The 17,797-nt window shown below is 66.4% G+C and carries 16 protein-coding genes; 6 read left to right on the top strand and 10 right to left on the bottom strand.

The genetic code is table 11. The annotated features are described in order from the left end of the window. Nucleotides 1-63: 63 nt before the first annotated feature. From SD72_RS11550 to cydC, 4 genes are all read left to right on the top strand, one after another. Complete coding sequence (locus SD72_RS11550) at nucleotides 64-1,524, top strand: cytochrome ubiquinol oxidase subunit I (RefSeq protein ID WP_042544613.1); 1,461 nt, start codon at nucleotides 64-66, stop codon at nucleotides 1,522-1,524. Between the two features lie 15 nt (nucleotides 1,525-1,539). Further along, nucleotides 1,540-2,583, top strand: coding sequence for a cytochrome d ubiquinol oxidase subunit II (gene cydB, locus SD72_RS11545; protein WP_042544612.1), 1,044 nt, complete (start codon nucleotides 1,540-1,542; stop codon nucleotides 2,581-2,583). A 217-nt stretch (nucleotides 2,584-2,800) separates the two neighbouring features. Next, complete coding sequence (gene cydD / locus SD72_RS11540; RefSeq protein ID WP_232299745.1) at nucleotides 2,801-4,381, top strand: thiol reductant ABC exporter subunit CydD; 1,581 nt, start codon at nucleotides 2,801-2,803, stop codon at nucleotides 4,379-4,381. Continuing rightward, a complete protein-coding gene (gene cydC, locus SD72_RS11535; RefSeq protein ID WP_042544611.1) occupies nucleotides 4,378-6,063 on the top strand; it encodes a thiol reductant ABC exporter subunit CydC in 1,686 nt (561 codons plus the stop codon). Before cydD ends, cydC begins: the two co-directional genes overlap by 4 nt. 55 nt (nucleotides 6,064-6,118) lie before the next feature. Here the strand turns inward: cydC and SD72_RS11530 are convergent, their stop codons facing one another. The 10 genes from SD72_RS11530 to SD72_RS11490 all read right to left on the bottom strand — a co-directional run bounded on the left by SD72_RS11530 (nucleotide 6,119) and on the right by SD72_RS11490 (nucleotide 15,318). Continuing rightward, nucleotides 6,119-7,051 (bottom strand): hypothetical protein, encoded by a 933-nt coding sequence (locus SD72_RS11530; RefSeq protein ID WP_042544610.1) that lies wholly within the window; start codon nucleotides 7,049-7,051, stop codon nucleotides 6,119-6,121. A gap of 43 nt (nucleotides 7,052-7,094) precedes the next feature. Beyond that, the gene (locus SD72_RS11525) at nucleotides 7,095-7,769 is read right to left on the bottom strand and encodes an AroM family protein (protein ID WP_042544609.1); all 675 of its coding nucleotides are present in this window, start codon (nucleotides 7,767-7,769) and stop codon (nucleotides 7,095-7,097) included. Then, complete coding sequence (locus SD72_RS18490) at nucleotides 7,759-8,613, bottom strand: ABC transporter ATP-binding protein (RefSeq protein ID WP_052492638.1); 855 nt, start codon at nucleotides 8,611-8,613, stop codon at nucleotides 7,759-7,761. Before SD72_RS18490 ends, SD72_RS11525 begins: the two co-directional genes overlap by 11 nt. Next, nucleotides 8,613-9,449 carry an ABC transporter ATP-binding protein gene (locus tag SD72_RS11515; RefSeq protein WP_052492637.1) on the bottom strand — a complete coding sequence of 279 codons (837 nt, stop codon included), beginning with the start codon at nucleotides 9,447-9,449 and terminating at the stop codon, nucleotides 8,613-8,615. Before SD72_RS11515 ends, SD72_RS18490 begins: the two co-directional genes overlap by 1 nt. Nucleotides 9,450-9,461: 12 nt before the next feature. Next, the gene (locus SD72_RS11510; RefSeq protein ID WP_042544608.1) at nucleotides 9,462-10,406 is read right to left on the bottom strand and encodes a DUF1177 domain-containing protein; all 945 of its coding nucleotides are present in this window, start codon (nucleotides 10,404-10,406) and stop codon (nucleotides 9,462-9,464) included. 32 nt (nucleotides 10,407-10,438) lie between these two features. After that, the gene (locus SD72_RS11505; protein ID WP_042544607.1) at nucleotides 10,439-11,719 is read right to left on the bottom strand and encodes a M20 family metallopeptidase; all 1,281 of its coding nucleotides are present in this window, start codon (nucleotides 11,717-11,719) and stop codon (nucleotides 10,439-10,441) included. A 51-nt stretch (nucleotides 11,720-11,770) separates the two neighbouring features. Then, nucleotides 11,771-13,351: an ABC transporter substrate-binding protein gene (locus SD72_RS11500; RefSeq protein WP_042544606.1), complete on the bottom strand. Its 1,581-nt coding sequence runs from the start codon at nucleotides 13,349-13,351 to the stop codon at nucleotides 11,771-11,773. Between the two features lie 62 nt (nucleotides 13,352-13,413). Further along, nucleotides 13,414-14,199 carry an ABC transporter permease gene (locus SD72_RS11495; protein WP_198141951.1) on the bottom strand — a complete coding sequence of 262 codons (786 nt, stop codon included), beginning with the start codon at nucleotides 14,197-14,199 and terminating at the stop codon, nucleotides 13,414-13,416. Further along, nucleotides 14,196-14,318: a hypothetical protein gene (locus SD72_RS18485; protein WP_269745583.1), complete on the bottom strand. Its 123-nt coding sequence runs from the start codon at nucleotides 14,316-14,318 to the stop codon at nucleotides 14,196-14,198. Before SD72_RS18485 ends, SD72_RS11495 begins: the two co-directional genes overlap by 4 nt. Continuing rightward, nucleotides 14,311-15,318 (bottom strand): ABC transporter permease, encoded by a 1,008-nt coding sequence (locus SD72_RS11490; RefSeq protein ID WP_198141950.1) that lies wholly within the window; start codon nucleotides 15,316-15,318, stop codon nucleotides 14,311-14,313. Before SD72_RS11490 ends, SD72_RS18485 begins: the two co-directional genes overlap by 8 nt. Nucleotides 15,319-15,532: 214 nt before the next feature. Here SD72_RS11490 and SD72_RS11485 point away from each other — a divergent pair, with 214 nt between their 5' ends. Beyond that, entirely contained in the window at nucleotides 15,533-16,288 is a 756-nt protein-coding gene (locus SD72_RS11485; protein ID WP_198141949.1) for an IclR family transcriptional regulator, read from the top strand. A gap of 91 nt (nucleotides 16,289-16,379) precedes the next feature. Further along, nucleotides 16,380-17,726, top strand: coding sequence for an anthranilate synthase component I family protein (locus tag SD72_RS11480; protein ID WP_232299744.1), 1,347 nt, complete (start codon nucleotides 16,380-16,382; stop codon nucleotides 17,724-17,726). Nucleotides 17,727-17,797: the final 71 nt, after the last annotated feature.

Below are 17,797 nucleotides of genomic sequence, written 5' to 3'. Positions count from 1 at the left end.
ATTCCTACGGGAGTATTGCGTTCCCGCGCGGCGAGCGCCCACCTCCTGGTTTTAGGAGAACAAATGAATGAGTTCCTTGACCCGGTAGCGCTAGCGCGCTGGCAATTCGGGTTGACTACCCTGTATCACTTCATCTTTGTGCCCCTCACGATCGGAATGGCGCTCCTCGTCGCCATTTTGCAAACCGCGTGGGTACGAACAGGTAAAGAGAAGTATCTCCGCCTGACGAAGCTGTTTGGCAAAGTGTTCCTCATTAACTTCGCGATGGGCGTCGTTACCGGCATCGTGCAGGAGTTCCAGTTCGGCATGAACTGGTCGAACTACTCCCGCTTTGTCGGCGACATCTTCGGTGCCCCGCTCGCGATGGAGGGCCTCATTGCCTTCTTCTTCGAGGCGACCTTCATCGGCCTGTGGATCTTCGGCTGGAACAAGCTGCCGAAGAAGCTCCACCTCATGACCATCTGGTTTGTGTGGATCGGTACCGTCCTCTCGGCGTACTTCATCCTCGCGGCCAATGCGTTCATGCAGAACCCGGTCGGCTTTGAGATCAACGGCGAGCGCGGCCGCGCCGAGCTCGAGAGCATCGGCGACGTGCTGCTCAACCCTGTGGCACTCACCCAGTTCCCGCACACGATCTTCGCCTCGCTCATGTTTGCCGGCGTGGTTATGGTCTCGGTTGCGGCCTGGCACCTCAAGCGACGCCAGTTCGTTGACGAGATGCGCACGACCCTCCGCTTCGGCGCATGGACAAACCTCATCGCCTTCGCCGGCGTGGCAATCAGCGGCCACGCACTCGGTCTCGTGATGACGCAGACGCAGCCCATGAAGATGGCAGCAGCAGAAGCGATGTACAACACCGCGAGCGGCAGAGACGCATCGTTCTCGCTCTTCAGCCTTGGAACACCTGACGGTGCGCACGAGATCTTCTCGGTACGTATCCCGTACCTCGCGTCGTTCCTGGCCACGAACTCGCTTGACGGGACCGTCGAGGGCATCAACGACCTGCAGGCGGAGTACACCGAGATGTACTGCGGCGCGGGCGATACGCTCCTCACCTGCCCGACCGACGGCTCCTTCGTGCCGATCGTGTGGGTCACGTACTGGGCATTCCGCTGGATGATCGGACTCGGCGCGCTTGCTGCGCTGGTCTCCCTCGTCGGGCTGTGGATCACCCGCAAGACCATCGACCTGCCAAAGTGGGTCTGGACCGTTGCGATTTGGACGGCCCCGATCCCGATGCTCGCATCCCTCGTTGGCTGGGTATTCACCGAGATGGGGCGTCAGCCTTGGATCGTGTTTGGGGTGATGACTACCGAACAAGGAATATCGCCGGGTGTGCCCGGCTGGATGGTGCTCGTGTCCCTCGCCGTGTTCACGGTTGTGTACGGCGCGCTCGCGGTCGTCGAGTTCGGTCTTATCGTGAAGACCGTGAAGGAAGGCCCACCTGAGATCCCACTGCTCGATGATGCAGACGGTGACGGCTCAGGAAAGCCAGACCACAACCAACTCGCGACGGTTTACTAGGAAAGGACACGGATCATGGAATTGACTACCGTATGGTTCCTCATCGTCGGCGTGATGCTCATCGGGTACTTCGTACTTGACGGCTTCGACTTCGGCGTTGGGATGTCGTTGCCCTTCCTCGGCAAGACCGATACCGATCGCCGCGTGCTTATCAACACGATCGGCCCGGTGTGGGATCTCAATGAGACCTGGCTCATCGTCGCCGGAGCATCGCTGTTCGCAGCGTTCCCCGAGTGGTACGCGACGATGTTCTCCGGCTTCTACCTGCCGCTGCTCATCATCCTCGTTGCGCTCATCCTCCGCGGTGTCTCCTTCGAGTTCCGGCACCAGCGCAAGGGCGAGCAGTGGACTCGCTGGTTTGACCAGTTCATCTTCTGGGGATCGGTCGTCCCGCCGCTGCTGTGGGGCGTCGCGTTCGCGAACCTCATCAATGGTGTCCCGCTTCGCACAGTCGACGGTGGCGGCTGGCTTTACGAGGGAACGGTGCTCACGCTCCTCAACCCGTACAGCCTGCTCGGTGGCATCGTCGTGACGCTGCTCTGCTTCACGCACGGACTCGTGTTCGTCGCGCTGAAGACCGTTGGCGACATGCGTGACAACGCGCGGAAGCTGGCGAAGAACGTTGGTCTGGTGACCATCGTCCTCGCCGCTGCGTTCCTTGTCTGGACCATCGTTGCCCACATCGAGAACCCGAACCTTGTGCTCATCATTGCCTGCGCTGCGATCGCTGCGCTCGCGCTGATCGGTGCGTGGATTGCGAACGTGGCAGGCCGCGAGGGGTGGGCGTTCGTCGGGAATACCGTGACGATCGCGTTCGCGCTTCTCACGATTTTCTCCGCGCTCTTCCCGCACCTCATGATCTCCAGCATCGACCCAGCTGAGTCGATGACCGTCGTCGGGGCAGCCAGCTCCCAGAAGACACTTGAGCTCATGACCTGGGTTGCCGTGTTCACGCTCCCACTCGTGCTCCTCTACCAGGGCTGGACGTACTGGGTCTTCCGCAAGCGGCTGACCCACGACATGATCCCTGCAGACGAGCACGCCGAGGCCACCGCCTAGGCGGCCCCGACCCTGATGAAGCCCCTCGACCCACGCCTGCTGCGTTTCGCTGGCGCCGCCCGCTCGGTGTTCGCGTTGGGTGCGCTCCTTGGATTGGTGCGCACCCTCGCGATCATCGCGTGGAGCTGGTTCCTCGCGCAGGCCATAGCTGCAGTCGCTATTCCGGTGTACGAGGGGCTTTGGGACTCCGCGGGAGGCCGGGCAGGTTGCCGATGGTGTGTTTGCCATCGATAGCCTGCCCTGGCTCGCCGCAGGCGCTCTCGCCGCCGCCGTCGTCCGTGCCCTCGCCGGGTGGGGAATGGATCTCGTCGCGGCGCGCGGCGCCGTCAAGGTGAAGGCGCAGCTGCGATCTGCCGCGCTCGACGCGCTCGACGCTCGCAGCCCGGAAGCGACAGCCGGATCCTCTGAAGCGAAGCTCGCGACCGTGCTCGGCCGCGGCCTCGACGCGCTCGACGGCTACTTCTCCGGCTACGTCCCCCAATTCATCCTCGCGGTCGTTGCGACGCCAATCCTCGTCGCCACCGTGCTGTTCTCCGACCTGCTCAGCGGCATCACGGTGCTGCTGGTATTCCCGGTCATTCCGCTGTTCATGATCCTCATCGGCCTCGCAACGCAGTCTGTGCAGGGCAAGCAGTGGGATCAGCTGCAGCGGCTCTCGGCCTCGTTCCTCGACGTCGTCGAGGGGCTGCCGACACTCAAGATCTTCCGGCGCGAACAGCGCCAGGCTGCCCGCATCGCGCGCGAGACCGACGAGTATCGCTCGCGCACCATGAAGGTGCTGCGGGTCACGTTCCTCTCGGGCTTCGTGCTCGATCTCGCGGGTACATTCTCGATCGCCCTCGTCGCGGTGACCGTTGGCACGCGGCTCGTCGCAGGTGACTTCCCGCTCGCACTCGGACTCTTCGTGCTGCTCGTGCTCCCAGAGGTGTTCGTGCCCATCCGGCAGGTGGGCGCCGCATTCCACGATTCGACCGAGGGGCTGGCAGCCTCCGAGGACGTATTCGCGCTCATCGAGGGCAACGGCTCGACCGGCGATGGCGCAGCGGAGCCAGCCGCTGGCACTCGCGCCAGCGATGTTGCTGCGGGCTCAGCCGTTGGCCTCTCCGTTGCCGATGCGCGGATCGAACGCGACGGACGCGTCGTTGCCGGGCCCGTCACGTTCGACGTGCGCCGCGGCGAATTCGTCGCGCTCGCCGGCCCGTCCGGCGCCGGGAAATCGACGCTGCTCGCGGCAGCGCTCGGGTTTGTCGAGCCAGCAGGCGGAGCGGTGACCGCGGTCGGGCCGATCGCGTGGGCAGGGCAGCAGCCGGGGCTCATTCAGGGAACACTGCTCGCGAACATCGCGCTCGGCAGTGACAACCCCGACCCCGCGCTGGCGCGATCAGTGCTCGACCGCGTCGGGCTGCATGACCTCGCCCTCGACCGCGAGCTTGGCGCTCTCGGGTCAGGGCTCTCTGGTGGGCAGTCGCAGCGTGTCTCCATCGCGCGCGCGCTGTACCGCGCCGCCGACGTCTCGGCGACGCTGCTCCTGCTCGACGAGCCCAGCTCGGCGCTCGATTCAGACAGCGAGTCTCTCGTCATCGAGGCAGCCCGCGCCGAGGCGCTTGCCGGGCGCGCGGTGCTCGTCGTCAGCCACCGCCAGGCGCTCCTCGATGCAGCAGAGCGCATCATCACGATCGCCCCGGCCACGCAGCCAAGCGTCGCCGAAGACAGCGGCGGCTCCCCGGCGACGCTCGAACCCGCGACCGCCTCAGCCGCTGCAGAACCGTCAGGGTCAGACCAGGAGGTGCGGCCATGAGCGTCGAGACCGTTCTTCAGCGCGCAACACCCACCTGGCGGCGAGCCCTGCCAGGCCAGCTCCTCGGGATCCTCTCAGACGGCTCGGCAATCGGGTTGCTCGCGCTGAGCATGTGGCTCATCACCCGCTCAGGTGCGCAACCTCCCATCCTGCACCTCACGTTCGCGATCGTCGGGGTCAGGGCGCTCGCGATCGGCCGCGCAGCGTTTCGCTACGCCGAACGCCTCTCGAGCCACGACGCAGCACTGGCGCAACTATCACAGCTCCGCGCCGAGACGTTCACTGCGCTTGTGCCCCGCGTTCCAGGGGCGATCGAGTCGTCTCGTCGCGGCGAGATCCTTGCGACATTTGTCGACGACGTCGACCAGCTGCAAGATCACCCGCTCAGGGTGCGGCAGCCGCTAATCGTCAGCCTCACCGTCACCGCACTCACCATCCTGGTCATCGCAATAGCTTCGCCAGTGGCGGCCGCGATCCTCACCGTGGTGCTGCTGCTTTCGGTGCTCGTCGGCGCTACGCTATCGAAGCGGATAGCGGGGCGCAGCGACCGTGAGCTTGCCGCGGCGCGCTCGGCGCTCACGGACGCGCTGCTCGACCGATTTGCCTCGGCAGGCGTGCTCCACGCGTTCGGTGCGCTCGGCGCACAGCGCGCGCGCATCGCCGACGCTGAGGCGCACCTCACACGGGTGCAACTCACGCGGACGCGAGCAGCCGGACTAACCGGTGCGATCGTCGCGCTCGGGGCGGGCATCGCCTCCGTCGCGATTTTGCTTGTCGCGGCTCCCGGCGCTGGAACAGCGTTCACCGCGCCGGTGTTCGCGGCGATCGTCGTGGTACCGGCGGCGGTCTTCGACGTCTTCGCGCAGGTGTTCGCCGCGCTCACGGCGCGGCGCACGGTGGCGGCCAGTGCTGAGCGCGTCTCGCACCTCACCGACGGGGCGCTCCCGACGGAGATTCCCGTAGACCCCGTAGACCCCGTAGACCCCGTGCACGACGCAACCGCGCCTATCTCCGGACGGCTTGCGGTGCCGTCAGCGGTGCCGGGAGTGCCGCTCGTGGAGGTCACTGATCTCTCCGTCGCCCACCCAGGTGGCAAGACGGTGGTGTCGGGGCTGTCGTTCTCCCTCCGGCCCGCCGAGCTGCTCGTGGTGACCGGTGATAGCGGAGCGGGAAAGTCGACGCTCGCGCTCGCGCTCAGCCGTTTCCTCGACTACCGCGGTAGTTACCGGCTGGGTGGGATCGAAGCCCGCGAGTTCACCGGTGCTGCCGTGCGCGGCTTCGTCGGGCTGTGCGAGCAGCAGCCGCACCTCTTCAACACCGACATCAGGCAAAACCTCAAGTTTGCGCGGGAGGACGCGAGTGACGAAGAGTTGCTTTCGGTGCTCGAGCGCGTTGGCCTCGGCGAATGGGTACGCGAACGCGGCGGCCTCGACGCGATGGTCGGGGAGCGCGGCACGTTGGTCTCTGGTGGGCAGATGCAGCGGATATCCCTGGCACGGGTGATTCTGGCCGATTTCCCGGTGGTTGTGCTCGACGAGCCAACTGCGGGAGTCGATCAGCTGCTTGCTGACAAGCTGCTTGTCGACCTTGTTGGCGCCATCCCCGACGACCGTGCCGTCATCCTCATCACGCACACCGGCCTACCCGATGAAATTCGCGTCTCCGCAAGGCTGGAGCTTTAGGGTACGCGCGCTCAAGCACCAGGAGGTATGCGGTCGGCAGACTATGCGGGACAGGCTAGCTGGCCACGATGCCCGTCACGGGCTCCCACGAGCGGTCGAGCGCCTCACTGAACCACTGCAGCCTCGCGGGGTTGAACGCGGGGAGGGCGAGTCCGTCGATGTGGGTCGCAGGGCGGATTCCGTGTAGCGCATTGAGCGTCCAGACCTCGTACCCCTGCAGCTCGGCGACAGTGGGCGTTGCACCGTGCAGTCGTCCGGAGCGGGTGCCGGCCGGCTTCGTGCCGACGAGCCGCTGATCCGCCGCGGCACGGAGGATCCCCTCGGTCACCGAAGAGACCCGCTCGGTGAAGTCGATGAAGTGGCCGGAGTCATCGCGCTCCTCGGTCCAGAAAAGCAGGCTCGTCGTCGCGCCCTCGCGCACGAGGCCGCCGGCACCGACGAGCAGCGCCTCGGCCCCGAGTGAGCGGTTAAGCGCCGCGTAGCGCGCGATGTTTGGGCCCTTCACGCGGTCGACCGGGCCCGGCTCTGCGATGACGCTGCGAAGCGCTAGCGAGTCCGTAAGCTGCGGGAGCGGGCGCAGCGTGCACTCGAGCCGCGACGAGCCGTCTGCGTCGCGCCAGAATTCGAGCCTGGGGAAGCCCTCACCAAAGCGGTGGATCGCGTCGCGGGACTCTTCGATGAAGCTGTCGAGTTGCATCTGCTCGTGGTCGGTGAGAGGAGACTCCCACGTGAGCGTTGACGACGGTGCGGCGGAGGGCTCGGCGGCTGTGTCGAGTATTGCGCGCAGTGCTGCCTCGGCAAGACGGTTTCCGTGCGCGCCGTCGCTGGCGTGAGCTGTTGCCGCGTTCGGGTAGAGCGCCGCTTCAACGCCGCGGCGGAATCGGTCGAGGTGAGCCTCGAATCCGCGCACCTCGGCGACACCATCGCGTACCCGCACGCGAAAGGAATCGGCCGCGAGCAGCGTCGCGGAGGCGTTAGACGTTCCCATGGCGTGAGCGTAGCACCTTGAAGCGGCGGGGTTCCGACCCGGGTTAGAGGGCCGCGACGACGAGTCGCGCGGCGAGCGCCCGCGCGGTGAACACGGGCGTGTCCAGGTGCTGCCGCATCGCGTCCGCCATGGCTTCCGAGTAGCCGATGCAGTCGAGGAACACCCAGGCGGGAGGGGCGTCCGCGAGCTGCATGCCGAGTGCTGCGAAGTCCGCTGTGGCCGCCGTGTACGGGTCACAGGTGACGACGCGCACCTCGCGGCCGAGGCGCTTGGCCCACCTGCCGCCGATGCCGGCGGCCTGCTCGGGCTCGGGGGCGACAACTGTCAGCGGCGTCTGCCCGACGAGCGCGGCCATCGCGCCGTGCGCGAGCGACTCGGCCATGTAGACGGGGACAGCAGCCTCGATGCCCGCAATGCTGCCCGTGCAGATGATGAGCACGGCGTCGGCACCCCTGGTAACCGCGCGGGCGACTGCCGTTTCGACGAGCGGGTGCAGCCGCTCCTCGGAAAGCACGGCGTGGCCGCCGTCGCGCAGCCGGGAGACGAGCACGCCCTCGCCGTCGCGCGGCGCGAGCTCGGCGATCCCGGGCGCGGAGAGCTCGTCGAGCGCGCCCTCCTCGATGACGTGCGCGTCGCCGACGAACGGCAGGATGTCAGGGGTGACGTCAACGCGCGGCGACTGGCCGATCGTGACGAGCGCGAGCGTCTTACGACGCATGCTGGCCCCGCAGGCCGGCCGCGATGATGCGGCGGCGCTCTTCGCGGTCGGAGACCTGCCGCGGATCGGGGATCGGCACGGCAGCGAGCAGCGCGCGGGTGTAGGGATCCTGCGGGTTGCGGAGGACCTCGCGGCAGTCGCCCTGCTCGACGACCTTGCCCTTGTTCATGACGATGATGTCGTCGCCGATGAACTCGACGACGGAGATGTCGTGGGAGATGAAGATGTAGCTGAGCCCGAGCTCCTCCTGCAGGTCCTTCATAAGGTTCAGCACCTGCGCCTGCACGGAGACGTCGAGCGCCGACACCGGCTCGTCGCAGACGACGAGCTGCGGGTTGAGCATCAGCGCGCGGGCGATCCCGATGCGCTGGCGCTGACCGCCAGAGAACTCGTGGGGGTAGCGGTCGGCGTGCTGCGCTTCGAGCCCGACGCGCACGAGCATGTCGCCGACACGCTGCTTGACCTCGCCCTTGCTGAGGTTCTCGTGGAGCTGCAGCGGCTCGGCGAGCAGGCGGCCGACGCTCCAGCGCGGGTCGAGCGACGCGTAGGTGTCCTGGAAGACGATCTGCATCTGGCGACGCCTGCGGCGCATCTCCTCGGGGGAGAGGTCCATGAGATTGACGCCGTCGAAGTGGACCTCGCCGGATGTCGGTTCGATGAGCCGCAGGGCGCACCGGCCGGTTGTCGACTTTCCGGAACCCGACTCGCCAACGATCGCGAGCGTCGAACCCTTGCGCAGGTCGAAGCTGACGTCGTCCACGGCCCGGAACGGGAGCTCGCCCCGCTTCGCGCCGCGGCGCGGGAACTCTTTGACGAGGTTTCGTGCGCGTACGAGAACTGTCATTACTCGAACACTCCTTCAGCAATATAGGGCAGGCGATCCACACCCGCGTTGCGCGCGGGCATCGACTCGAGCAGCGCCCGGGTGTACGGGTGCGACGGCTTCTCAAAGATATCGATGACGCTCGACTGCTCGACGATGGTGCCGCGGCGCATCACCGTGACATTCTGGCACGCCTGGGCGACGACGCCGAGGTCGTGCGTCACGAGGAGCACCGCGGTCCCGTGCTCCTCCTGCAGGTCGAGGATGAGGTCGAGGATCTGCGCCTGGGTCGTGACGTCGAGCGCCGTCGTGGGTTCGTCGGCGATGAGCAGGTCGGGCTCGCACGACATCGCGATTGCGATCATCGCGCGCTGCCGCATGCCGCCCGAGAGATGGTGCGGGTACGACTTCGCGATTTCGCCCGCGCGGGGGATCCCGACCATCTCCAGGAGCTCGATGACGCGCTTCTTCGCCGCGGCCCTGCTCAGACCGAGGTGTCTGCGCAGCGGCTCGGCGATCTGAAACCCGATCGTGAAGGCCGGGTTCAGCGCCGTCATCGGCTCCTGGAAGATAGTGCCGATGCGCATGCCCCTGACGTCGCGCATCTGCCTGGGGGAGAAGGACGCCATGTCGACCCCGTCGAGCTGAATTCGGCCTCCGGCCATCTGCACCGCGCGCGTGGGGAGCAGTTTGATAATCGACATCGCGGTGAGGCTCTTTCCGGAGCCTGACTCGCCGACGAGCCCGAGGGTCTCGCCGCGGTGGATCTCGAAGCTGATGCCGTCGACAGGGGTGCTCGTGCCGCGCCGGGCTTGCACCTCGACGACGAGATCTTCAACTTTCAGGAGTGCTGACATGCCGTGCTCGCTTTACTGGGTGCGGCCGAAGGTTTGCAGGTGGGTTGCCTCACCGTACAGGTTCACGAGGTGCGCGAACTGCTCGGCGTCGTGGAATGAGATCTGGCCCGCACCGAAGTACTTCGCGGTTTCGATCGCGAAGCGCGAGGCGAACTCGATGTCGGTCGCGTGGCTCGCGCCTGTCGCGCAGCCGGCGACGGGCACCGCCGTCGTGATCGCGACGCCGACGACGGGGGCGTCGGTTGCGACGGCGGGCTGCAGGATCGAGTTCACGTGGTGGAGGTTGTTGCCGTAGGGCGAGATGTCCTGGGTTGCGAGCGGGAAGACGACTGCGCGCTCGCCAGTGACGGTCTCGACAACGCTCACGAGGTCCTCGCTCGGCCGAAGAATGTAGCCTGACTTCACCGTTGGCGAGATCGCGATACCGCGATGGTTGATCGTGCGGTTGCCCTTCGTCGTGTCGATCGAGACGATGGCGTCCATCGCCTCCTCGACCTCGTGATCGTTCATCGTGCCCATGTCGACGGGCGAGCCCATGAACGGTACCGGGTCGTGCGGTTCGGTGGGTGCCCAGCCGGTGACATGGGTCGTGATGATGACGTCGCCCGGGAGCACGTCGCCCTGCGCAGCCATGTTCAGCAGCTTTGCGGCCGCTGCGAGTGCCGCAGCGCAGCCGTCACCGTCGGACACGAAGCCGATGCGTTCTGGGCGCGCACCGACGCCGCCGAGGCGCCCGATGACGCCGAGCGTCGGCGCCGATCCACCGACGGCCTTTCCGTCTGATCCGGGGATGAACACGCGAACAAAGTCCGTTGAGAGGCCGTTCGTGCCCTCGATAGTTTTCACCGAGATTTCCGCGCCGGCAGCGCCCTGGCTGCGCAGAAACGAGGCGAGCGACTCTCCGGTGGTCTTGGGAGTGTCGAGGAGCTCGACGGTGTCGAGAACATAGCGAAGCATGCGTTGAATCTTTCTGTTGAGGCGACGGAGGGTTATTCAGCGAGACCGAGGTAGCGCAGCGCGGTGAGCGCGTAGACCTTGGCGGCAAGCACGACGTCGGCCACCAGCGCCCGCTCGTTGAAGTTGTGGATTGTCTTGAGGTCGGCTGGGCCGTACTGCAGGACGGGGACCCCGTGGCTGCGGAACGTGCGGGCGTCGGAGGAGGCCCACTGGAGAACACCCTGCGCCTCGGGGGCGGAGAGGTCACGGAGCGCGTCGACGAGGATCTCGACGATCGGGTCGGTCGGTGGCGTCCAGTTCGGCTCGCTCATGAAACCGAGGAACTCGATTTCAGCCTCGATGCCCTCCTCAGCGAGAATCTCGCGCACCCGCTCATTGACGGCGTCGCGCGTGAGGCCGAGCGGCACGCGGGTGTCGAACTCGATGACGCAGGTGTCGGCGACGACGTTCGTCGAGGTGCCGCCGCTGATCTTGCCGACGTTGATGGTGACGTGCTCGAACACGTCGCCGATGCCGGGGCCGTAGCCCTCGCGCTCCTCGGCGTACTGCTTCGAGTCCGCGATGAGCTGCTTGAGGTCCTCAGACTGCGTTGGCTTCATGTCCCAAAGCTTCTGCAGCGCGAGGATTGCCCGCGCGCCGAGCAGGTTCGCGCTCACGCCGTGGAGCGGCTGCAGGCTGCCGTGCCCCGGCGTGCCGTGGATCGTCAGGCGGAACCAGTTGCTGCCCTTCTGCCCGATCGTCGGGTGGTTGCGCTCGGCGGGCTCGGCGATGATGCCGCCCGTCGCGCCGTCGAGCACGCCCTGCTCGAGGAGCCAGTGCGCGCCGAGCGGCCCGCCCGTCTCCTCGTCGGGGACCGAGGCGAAGGAGAGCTTCCCCTTGAGCGGAACGCCGAGGCGCTCGAAGACGATGTAGGCGTGCATGAGGCCGGCGAGGCCAGCCTTCATGTCGCTCGCGCCGCGGCCGCGGAGCCAGCCGTCAACGACGTCGCCGGCGAACGGCGGGAAGTCCCAGCGGTTCGGGTCGCCGACGGGCACGACATCGTGGTGCCCCGTGAAGACGAGGTGGCGGTCGTCCGCGCCCTTCTCGCCGCGGTGAGCGACGACGCTGATGCGCCCCTCACCCGCGTCGAAGAGTTCAGTCTCCACTCCGGACTGCGTGAGATGGCCCGAGATGACCTCGGCAATCTCCGTGCAGTCTCCCTCGGGGTTCTCGCTCGGGGTTTGAATGAGGAGACCGGCGAGCTTGAGCAGCTCCTCGGACGACTCGTCGATCGCCTGGAGTACTCGTGTTTCCCAAGTTGAAGCCTGTGACATTGAACTCTCTTTTCTGCGGGTAAGGGGCGCGGGGCGCGGACGGTGGTTGGGCTACTCGCTCTTGCTCAGCTGCGCGAAGCGCACGAGGCCGTCGGGGTACGAGGTGTAGCCCTCGAGCCCGTCGCGGTGAGTGACCGCGATGTTGTACTCGTAGAGGTAGCCCCAGGGCGAATCCGTGTTGATGATTTCCTGCATCTCGCCGTAGAGCTCGTTGCGCTTGTCGACGTCGGACTCGGTTGCGGCCTGCGCCCACAGCTCGTTCACGCGGGGGTTGTTGTAGTTGCCGTAGTTGCTCGTGCCGGAGTCGACGAGCAGGAGGCCGAGGTGGTAGCCGGGGTCGTTCACGAACGAGGTCCAGCGCGAGATGTACGCCTGAACGTTCTTCTCAGCGAGCGCCTCGAGGAACTGGGCGCGCGCCATGTTCTGGATGTTCATGGTGACGCCGATCTTCGCGAGCTCGGCCTGGATGAGCACGGCGTCGTCGTTCCAGTCGGGGAAGCCGGATCCGAGCGTGAAGGTGAACTCGAAGCCGTCGGCGTAGCCTGCCTCGGCGAGCAGCTCCTTGGCCCTGTCGAGGTTGTACTCGGCGTTGTTGCCAGCGTCGGTCCAACCGGGGGTCGAGCTTGCGACCGACGAGCGCATCGGGCTCGCCTGCCCCTTCATGACGTCGTTCAGCAGCTTGTCGTAGGGGATCGCCATGGTCACTGCCTGGCGGACCTTCTCGTTGTCGAAGGGCGCGACGTTGTTGTTCATCGCGAAGTAGAGGATCTTGTTGCTCGGACGCGAGTCGACGACGACGCCGTCCTTGCCGTCGAGCCCCTCGAGATCCTTCGGTGCGACCTCGAGTGCCATGTCGACCGAGCCCTTGGTGAGCAGCTGCAGGCGGTTCGATGCGTCACCGATGAACTTGAGGTTGACCTTCTCGAGGTCGGGTGCGGTGCCCCAGTAGTCGTCGTTGCGGTGCAGCTTTGCCTCGCTCGCCGGATCCCAGCTGTCGAGGACGTAGGGGCCGGAGCCCGCGGTGTTCTGCTTGAGCCAGTCGGCCCCGCCGTTCTCCTCAACGAGATCCATGTCGAGGATCGAGAACGAGTACATCGGGATGATCTGGAGGAAGAGGTGGTTCGGCGCGGTCAGCGTCATCTTGACCTCGTGATCGCCTGTCTTCTCGACGGAGTCGATCCCTGCCATCCCGTAGAGGAAGCTCGCCGAGGCCGAGGCCGCGATGTGCTCGAAGGACTTCACGACGTCGTCGGCGGTGAGCTTCTTGCCCGACTGGAAGACGACGTCGTCGCGGAGCTTGAAGGTGTACACGGTGTTCGAGTCGTCAACCGACCACTCTGAGGCGAGCATCGGCTCGATCGTCGAGGTGTCCGAGACCCGCTTGCCGCCCTCCTCCTTCGTGCCGTAGGTGACGAGCTGGTCGTAGGCAGCGAGCACGAGCGTGTCGCTGGTGCCGTCGTTGGCCTCAGCGGGGTCGAGCGTCGTGCCGCCCTCCGAATAGGCGATGCTGAGCGTCGAGCCTGTGTCGGCGGTGCCGCTGTTTGCGTTGTTCGCGTTCTGCGCACAGCCGGTGACGGCGAGTGCCATGGTTGCTGCGATGGCAACCGTCGCGAGGAGTTTGTTGGTTCTCATGGTGCCCTTTCGGTGCGTGGGTGGTGTGGGTGGTTCGGGTGGCTGTTGGGTGGGGCCCGCCGCTACTTCGCTGACGTGCGCAGCCGCGGGTCGAGGACGTCGCGGAGGCCGTCGCCGAAGAGGTTGAAGCCGAGGATCGACGAGGCGATCGCGAGGCCGGGGAAGAATGTCATCCACCACTCGCCGGAGATGATGTAGCCGCGGCCATCGGAGATCATGACGCCCCACTCGGCCATCGGGGGCTGCGCGCCGAGGCCGATGAAGCTCAGCGCGGCGGCGGTGAGGATCGCGTAGCCCATACCGAGCGCGCAGCGCACGATGATGGGCACGATGCCGTTCGGCAGGATGTGGCGGAAGAGGATCACGCTGTTCTTCAGGCCGATCGCGTGCGACGCCTCGACGTAGTCCTTCTCGCGGAGCGAGACTGTCTGGCCGTACATGATGCGCGCGAACTCGGGAATGCCGACGATGCCGACGGCGATCATTGCCGAGGAGAGGCCCGGGCCGAGGGCGACCGCGAGGGTCATCGCGAGCAGCAGCGAGGGAAACGCGAGCAGCATGTCCATGAGGCGCATGAGCACCATGCCGACGCTGCCGCGGAAGTAGCCGGCGATCGCGCCAATCGGCACCCCGATCACCAGCGAGAGCGCGACGGCGAGCAGGCCAGTCCACAGCGAGACGCGTGCGCCGGCGAGCACCCGGGAGAGGATGTCGCGGCCGAAGTTGTCCGTGCCGAAGAGGTGCTCCCAGCTCGGTGGCTCAAGCAGCGGACCGGCTCCGGTCATGTTTGGCGGGTAGGGGCTCCAGAATGCTGTCACGATCCCGCCGAGCGTCCAGAAGAGGATCACGCTGCGCCTACCATCGCGGAGGGGTTGCGGATAAGCAGCGAGAATGCGCTGACGGCCTTCGTCTCGGACTTCGCCCGGAGGCCCTGCGTATGAATTGCGACTGTTGTTGTCTTAGGCATTGCGCACCTTCGGATCAAATATTCCCTGCGAGAGGTCAACGATGAGGTTCACGACGAGGAAGATTACGGCCGCGAGGAGCGTCATTGCCTGGACCGGCGCGTAGTCTGTCGCTTCGATCGACTCGACGACGTAGCCGCCAATGCCTGGCCAGTTGAAGATCGTCTCCGTGATCACGGCACCGCCGAGCAGTTGGCCGAACTCGAGTCCGACGACTGTCACGATGGAGGGGGAGGCGTTCTTGAGCGCGTGGCCGCCGATCACCGTGAACTGTCCCATGCCCTTCGCCTGCGCGGTGCGGATGTAATCCTGGCCGAGCACCTCGAGCATGGCGGACCTTGTCATGCGCGAGATGATTGCGAGGGCACCGACCGAGAGCACCATGGCTGGCCAGATGAGGTGCGAGAACGCGCTCTGGAAGGCGACCCAGTCGCCCGTCAGCAGGCTGTCAATGAGGTAGAGCCCCGTGACGTGTGTTGGTGGGTTGATCGCGTCGTCGATGCGGCCGACGGGTGCGGGCTCCCAGCCGAGCGTGCCGTAGAACACGGAGATGACGAGCAGGCCGAGCCAGAAGAGCGGCATTGACGCGCCGAGCAGCGAGATGATGCGCGTGACGTGGTCGGCGATGCGGTCGCGCTTGGTTGCGCCGAGGATGCCGAGCGGCACTCCGATGACGATGCCGATGAGCAGCGCCATGATCGCGAGCTCCACGGTCGCGGGGAAGCGAGCCGCGAAGTCCTCTGCGACAGGGCGGCCTGTGTGCCACGCGAAGCCGAGGTCGCCGCGGAAGAGGCCCGTGAAGTACTCGAAAAACTGTGCCCAGATGGACTGGTCGAGCCCCATCTGCACGCGCAGCTTCTCGACAACGCTGTCGGCAGCGTTTTCGCCGGCGAGCGTGCGAGCGGGATCACCTGGCAGGACGCGGGTGATCACGAAGATACTGATGATGACGCCCAACAGAGTCGGGATCATCGCGAGTATGCGTCGAACTATGGTCTGCACTTCTCTCCTCTTTGAGTCCACCTGCAACCAGGCTGTTCGAGCTGGGACGGTTCTGATTATTGACGCACGGTTGCCGACAAGACAACTCCGTCTCACTATTTGAGAAGGTAGGGGTGATTTGGCTTCGGTCTGGCTAGGATTCAACGAAGAAAGGAGTGTCAACATCGCCACTCAACCCTCGGATCCCCGCCCCGCACGCCCCGCTTTGCAGACTGTGGATCGCGCGCTCGCAGTCCTGCTCTCGTTTTCCACACGCCGCACCGAGTGGGGAGTGATGGAACTCGCCGAGGAGTTTGACCTCGACAAATCTGCCGCGCAGCGCCTGCTCAGCACACTGACTCACCGTGGCTTCCTCTACGCTGACCCGATCACTCGGCGGTACCGCATGGGCCCGGCGATGTGGCGGATCGCGAGCACCTGGGAGCGCCGCGGGGGCATGGCGCTGCTTGTCGAGCCGGTGCTCGCGGAGGTCGCGGATGCCACGGGCCGCACGGCATCTTTCAACCTTGCCGATGGTTCGTATGTGCGCTGCGTCGCCGCGGTCGACGGAGGTAACGCGCCCATGCGCGATCACCCGCTCGTCGGCGAGCTCTACCCGGCGCACGCGGGCGCAACATCGCGGGCCTACTTTGCGTTCCTCTCGCCCTCGCAGCGACAGTCGCTCATGTACCACCGGCCGCTCGCGAAGTTCAGCGATCTGACCTCGCAGGACGCGCACGCGATCGAGGCCGAGATGCTGCTCGTCGCAGACGTGGGGTGGGCGTACTCCGAGGGCGAGTACGACAGCAACACGCGGGCGATCGCCGCGCCAGTCTTCGTGCTCGGCCGTGCCGTCGGCTCGGTAAGCCTTGGCGAGCACAAGCGCGAGGAGTACCGCGATATTCGCGACTACACGCAGCCGCTGCTGCGCACCGCAGAGAAGCTCGGTGCACTGCTCTCCGCGCAGGCGCCGGAGGGAAACGCGCGCTAGGGCGACGCGGTCGGCCGCTGAGGCGGTCTGCCATGCTGCGCTCGGGGCGCAGAGCGATGCCGCGGACCGCGGGAAGCACTACGCTGTGATAGTGGAAATCGGGGGACTTGACGTGAACGCGCTCGACGTTGCCCGCGCGCTCTCCCGCACCGGGGCCCCGTGGTTCTGGCTCGACGGCGAGGCCGCGGCCCCCGGTGAGCAGCGGGTCAGCTACCTCGGTGTCGCGAGCGAGGTGCGCGAGGCGATCGCGGGCGAGGAGAAGGCGTTCCTCGCTGCGCTGCGATCTGGGCACGCTCGCCCTGCCGAGCAAGGTCGCGGCTTCAGCTCGGGGTGGATCGTCGCACTCGGCTACGAGTTTGGAGTGGCGCTGCTTGGTATTGATCCCGATCCAGACGACGCGGCTGCCGCGTTCGCCCTGCGCGTTGATGCAGTGCTCGCGTTGGATCACGTGTCCGGGGCGGCGAGCATCTCGGGGGACCCCGCCGCGGTGCGGCAGCTGTGCGAGCTGCTCGCCCCCGAATCGAGCGTCGCCGCTGTTGCTCCTGCGATCAGCGCAGCTGCGAGCACCGCGGGAGCCGCGACCGAGCCCGCCTGGCGAAGTGCCGATTACGGTGGCGCTGTCGAGGAGTGCCGCTCGGCGATCCGCCGCGGCGACGCCTATGTGCTGTGCCTCACCGACTCCGCCGAAGCCGAGACCGCTCGGACCCCGCTCGAACTCTACGAGCGGCTGCGCGGTGGCGCGATGCGCGGCGGCGTGATCGCGTTGCCAGATCGCGCGCTTGTGAGCGCGAGCCCCGAGCGTTTCCTGAGCGTGCGCGCGCTACCGGACGAGGCAGGCTTCACCGTCGCGACGCACCCCATTAAGGGCACGCGGCCACGCGGCGAGACGCCCGAACGCGACGCGGAGCTTGCGCGGGAACTCGCTGCGGACCCCAAGGAGCGCGCCGAGAACCTCATGATCGTCGACCTCATGCGCAACGACCTCAGCCGGGTGTGCGCGCCAGGGAGCGTTCGCGTCGAACGATTCCTGGAGGTCGAAACGCACCCGCGCGTTCACCAGCTTGTGAGCACGGTCACGGGGCAGCTCGAGAGCGGTCGTGACGTGTACGACGCGATCGAGTACTGCTTCCCGGGCGGCTCAATGACAGGAGCGCCAAAGCGCAGCGCCGTGGAGATACTCGCCGGCCTCGAAGCTGGCCCGCGCGGTCTCTACTCGGGCTGCTTCGGGTGGATCGATGACTCGGGTGATGCGGAGCTCGCGATGACGATTCGCGGGGTTGAGCTGCGTGGAGAACTACCGCAAGCTGATGCGCTGCGGGCGCCCGACGCCGTGCGCGCCCTCGTCGGTGCAGGCGGGGGGATCACGATAGATTCGGATCCCGCTGCCGAGCGTCGCGAGCGGGATTTGAAGGCGGCAGCGATGCTGGCAATCCTTTGACGCTTGGCGGGATAAACTGGGTGGATGTGTGCGGCCCATGAGGCCGGAAATGATCGACGAGTGTTGAGGTG

Source organism: Leucobacter komagatae, from assembly GCF_000834055.1.
In the GTDB taxonomy this organism is placed as follows: Bacteria; Actinomycetota; Actinomycetes; order Actinomycetales; family Microbacteriaceae; genus Leucobacter; species Leucobacter komagatae_A.
The sequence above is the reverse complement of the archived record's forward strand: the minus strand, read 5'-3'. Positions and strand labels throughout refer to the sequence as shown.

What these genes read in the sequence shown, in the direction of transcription:
- SD72_RS11525 (WP_042544609.1), bottom strand. Translation starts at nt 7,769, where the DNA reads ATGCGTCGTAAGACGCTCGCGCTCGTCACGATCGGCCAGTCGCCGCGC.
- SD72_RS11530 (WP_042544610.1), bottom strand. Translation starts at nt 7,051, where the DNA reads ATGGGAACGTCTAACGCCTCCGCGACGCTGCTCGCGGCCGATTCCTTT.
- SD72_RS11550 (WP_042544613.1), top strand. Translation starts at nt 64, where the DNA reads ATGAATGAGTTCCTTGACCCGGTAGCGCTAGCGCGCTGGCAATTCGGG.
- cydB (WP_042544612.1), top strand. Translation starts at nt 1,540, where the DNA reads ATGGAATTGACTACCGTATGGTTCCTCATCGTCGGCGTGATGCTCATC.
- SD72_RS11500 (WP_042544606.1), bottom strand. Translation starts at nt 13,351, where the DNA reads ATGAGAACCAACAAACTCCTCGCGACGGTTGCCATCGCAGCAACCATG.
- cydC (WP_042544611.1), top strand. Translation starts at nt 4,378, where the DNA reads ATGAGCGTCGAGACCGTTCTTCAGCGCGCAACACCCACCTGGCGGCGA.
- SD72_RS18485 (WP_269745583.1), bottom strand. Translation starts at nt 14,318, where the DNA reads ATGCCTAAGACAACAACAGTCGCAATTCATACGCAGGGCCTCCGGGCG.
- SD72_RS18490 (WP_052492638.1), bottom strand. Translation starts at nt 8,613, where the DNA reads ATGACAGTTCTCGTACGCGCACGAAACCTCGTCAAAGAGTTCCCGCGC.
- SD72_RS11505 (WP_042544607.1), bottom strand. Translation starts at nt 11,719, where the DNA reads ATGTCACAGGCTTCAACTTGGGAAACACGAGTACTCCAGGCGATCGAC.
- SD72_RS11515 (WP_052492637.1), bottom strand. Translation starts at nt 9,449, where the DNA reads ATGTCAGCACTCCTGAAAGTTGAAGATCTCGTCGTCGAGGTGCAAGCC.
- SD72_RS11510 (WP_042544608.1), bottom strand. Translation starts at nt 10,406, where the DNA reads ATGCTTCGCTATGTTCTCGACACCGTCGAGCTCCTCGACACTCCCAAG.